The 3,111-nt window shown below is 55.5% G+C and carries 3 protein-coding genes; all 3 read right to left on the bottom strand.

Going from position 1 to position 3,111, the window contains the following annotated elements; genetic code table 11:
• The coding region (locus WYS_RS15490; protein WP_147654219.1) for a hypothetical protein at window positions 1-520 on the bottom strand (520 nt) is incomplete at its 3' end.
• A 140-nt stretch (window positions 521-660) separates the two neighbouring features.
• The gene (locus WYS_RS13585) at window positions 661-1,164 is read right to left on the bottom strand and encodes a hypothetical protein (RefSeq protein WP_236993812.1); all 504 of its coding nucleotides are present in this window, start codon (window positions 1,162-1,164) and stop codon (window positions 661-663) included.
• 1,089 nt (window positions 1,165-2,253) lie between these two features.
• The gene (locus WYS_RS13575; RefSeq protein ID WP_147654218.1) at window positions 2,254-2,862 is read right to left on the bottom strand and encodes a hypothetical protein; all 609 of its coding nucleotides are present in this window, start codon (window positions 2,860-2,862) and stop codon (window positions 2,254-2,256) included.
• Between the last annotated feature and the right edge of the window lie 249 nt (window positions 2,863-3,111).

Raw genomic sequence — 3,111 nt, 5'->3', positions numbered from 1 at the left:
CCACGATCCCCACGTTCCTGGCGAACGGGTCGTGATGAGTCATTGCATCGATAACGCCAACCACTCCGGTCGCCATGCTGAACAGCCCACACCAGAACCCTGCGAACGTAGCTATGTCCGAACCGACCTGGAACGGGTCCAAGAGCGAGAGGGTGGCGCCGATCAGTCCCGTAACTATACCGGCGATAGCCATCTTGTATGCATATCCCGAACCGCTCGGGAGGGAGGCTAGCCCGAAGTGGCTGCCGAACACCCCGACGGCGAACGAGGTCACGGCGAAGAAGGACCTCCACTTTTCCGCCGAGGGGCTGTGATCGTCGGCGTCCGGAGCTATCCCCACCTGCTCCGCGAGAGCCACTGCCTCCGACGGATCGCTCGACAGGAGCCCCGCGTACGAACCGGTATTCGGTACGGTACCGGCCTCTTCCTCCGAGACGGTCCGGGAGATCACCGACTGGAATATCAATATCACCACTGCCGACAACACCGTGCCGACCAGGAAGCTGGCGACGCTCGTCACTCCTGTGAGAGCGATGATGGCCGCGCTGATCGCCGTTCCGATCCCGAAGCAGAGCCAGAAGAGTTAGGGATGTAACATCCGGAAGATATTATGGACTTGCCCAGATTTGCCCAGATTTTAATTTCATCCCCGCACTCCGATCAGCGGCTTCCATACGGTCCGGATGCCGGCTTGGGAACGCTCGTTCCGACGGATTCGTTCGGCGGATACCTGCCGTACTGGACCCAATATCTCTCGCGTATCGCCTCGGCTATCCTCCAGTCGAGGGTGAACGACTTCTTCTCCGTCACGAACAGCGTGGCGTCCCGGGTGATCCAATTCCTCTCACTGGGTGCGCATGGCCAAAAGTTCAATCTCAGTATCGCTGACCAAGGAATGAACACCGGCTTCCTGCCTAGCTTCTGATGCATTATCGCCCCGGCATCTGTCACCTCCACTCGTTTGGGGCGATTCATGATCTCCATTCTGCCGGGGACGGCCATGAAGACCAACAGAGCGATAACGATCCCCACGCCGATGCTGAACCAATCGAAAAGACCGTCGACGTAGGCCCATAGATTGCCCATGATCAGTCCGGCCAGTCCAATGGCGCTTCCAAGCGCAACGACGGAAGTATTGATCGGGTTGTCCATGATCTGGTTCAAGAGTGATCCACCTTCATCCATAGAGCGTTCTTTATGCATCCTGCTATCGAGATGGTTGCCGAGATACTTAATATTATGAACGGCGAGGAATTACCAGGCGGTTGTTTCTTATATACTTCTTTCATATCCCATGCGCTCGACAGAGCCGCATATGCGGATACCACCAGACCGACCACTCCGACGAACGTCGCGATCTCATCATGAACAAGGCCAGCGCCGAACGCCGCGTCTTCCGCTCTGATGGTGTTTGAAGCAACCTGAGAGGCGCGAGCTCACTCGAAGAAGAGCGTAGTTCGATTCCTCATTCTTTCGTTAGAGGCGATGTGCTCCCGACCGACCGGGGATGCGATGGCGGATACCTTCCTTGCTTTCCCGCGTATGCTTGCCGAACTGCCTCGGCCGCTTCGTAGCCTAGCGGGATTGGGTATTTTCTTCCCTTGATCTTCATCTTCCCTCCTCGGTTGATCCTTCCCGCTCGTGTCTTAGGATCCCCAGGGGAAGAGTCGACCCATTCGATGCTTTCGAGCGGTATCGGGAGAGGGTCCCCTGGTTCTGAAGCTTAACCGGACATCGCTGGCTATGCGGGCATGGGTGGGGCGGCGGATGATCTCATGGCAAAGAACGAGGCTCCCGACAATTACGGCTGCGGCGGAGCAAATAGCCAATGGGATGAGGTTTGAGACCAACCAAGACCCCATTGTTCCCCCAACAACGAATAATGCAGACATTTCCGCCCCGAACCACAGCACATTCTTGTCCGAGGGGATATTGACTGAAAGTTCATCCCGGCCAATCATTGATGCACTCCTCGGTTTAGCAGACTATTGATCGAATACCCCACACCAATGGAGGAAACGACTAGGGCAATACCATCAATAAAGATAGATAGTTTGGCAGAAGTGATCGCATTATCTGGAACGCTTCCTCCGAGGACCTCTACCAGAGTTATCCCCAGGCTGATGGCCCCCATCACTGCGGAGGTCACTGACATCGCCATTCCCAGCAGGGGGGGCCGATCGTACCATGGCTCCGTAACGACGATAGGCGAGATCGCCATCCGATCAGGAAGCTCATACTAAGGTCGTGTCATCAGTACATGTACGGCTCCACTCTTCCCAGGCCCTCGCCGGTATCTACCACGGAGATGTTCAGCTTCTCCTTCAGCACCTGGGCCATGGCCAAGATCTCGGCCGGCGACTTGAGGCCGGTGAGATACTCGGTGCCGTCATTCAGCTTGATCCTGAGTTCGAGAGGGGCCCACCGAAGGCGGACCATATCATTTCTCTTAACCAGCTGGTACGCATCACGCCTCTCGACGTGGACCCAGTCGACGTCCTTGACGAGGATGGCACCGTTGAAACCCTTGAGCCTCTGATACAGAGAAGCGTAGACCTCGATCCTGTCAGCAAAGATGCGGATGGGTTTCGCCGATCTGCTGAACTTGTTGCCCTGCACTTCAGAGGCGTACAGCATGCATGTCGCCAGTACGATCATCAGCACCAGGATGGAGTATGGCCGAAACCCATATGGCATCAGGAGGAGGATCAGGAATATCGCGACAGCGGCTATCGAGCGGTATAGCCACCTGTCAAACTTGTGCTCATACTTTGATCCTTCCGTTGTGCCTATGATGTATTTCGGCAGTTTTTCCTCGAACAGCAAGCCGCTCTTGAACTCCGCCTCAGTCAATCGCTTCACCGTATGTCACCCATATTAAAGAGACCAAGCTGATGGATAGACCGATCTTATTCATAAGATACGTTGGTTCCTCATAAAATTGCCAGGCGCTTAGGACGAGACCTATGGCCATGAAGGCCTGTACCATCCAAAATCGCAGATAGCAGCGTTATCTCTTTGAGAGCGGGCGCATTTCACCATATGTGTCCCAAGTGCGGCGGACTGATGATCGCCGCCCTGCTCCCGTACAACAAGGAGGATATCGGGCTT

The organism is Methanomassiliicoccus luminyensis B10, from assembly GCF_000308215.1.
In the GTDB taxonomy this organism is placed as follows: domain Archaea; phylum Thermoplasmatota; class Thermoplasmata; order Methanomassiliicoccales; family Methanomassiliicoccaceae; genus Methanomassiliicoccus; species Methanomassiliicoccus luminyensis.
This window is presented reverse-complemented; position numbering and strand designations above follow the sequence as displayed.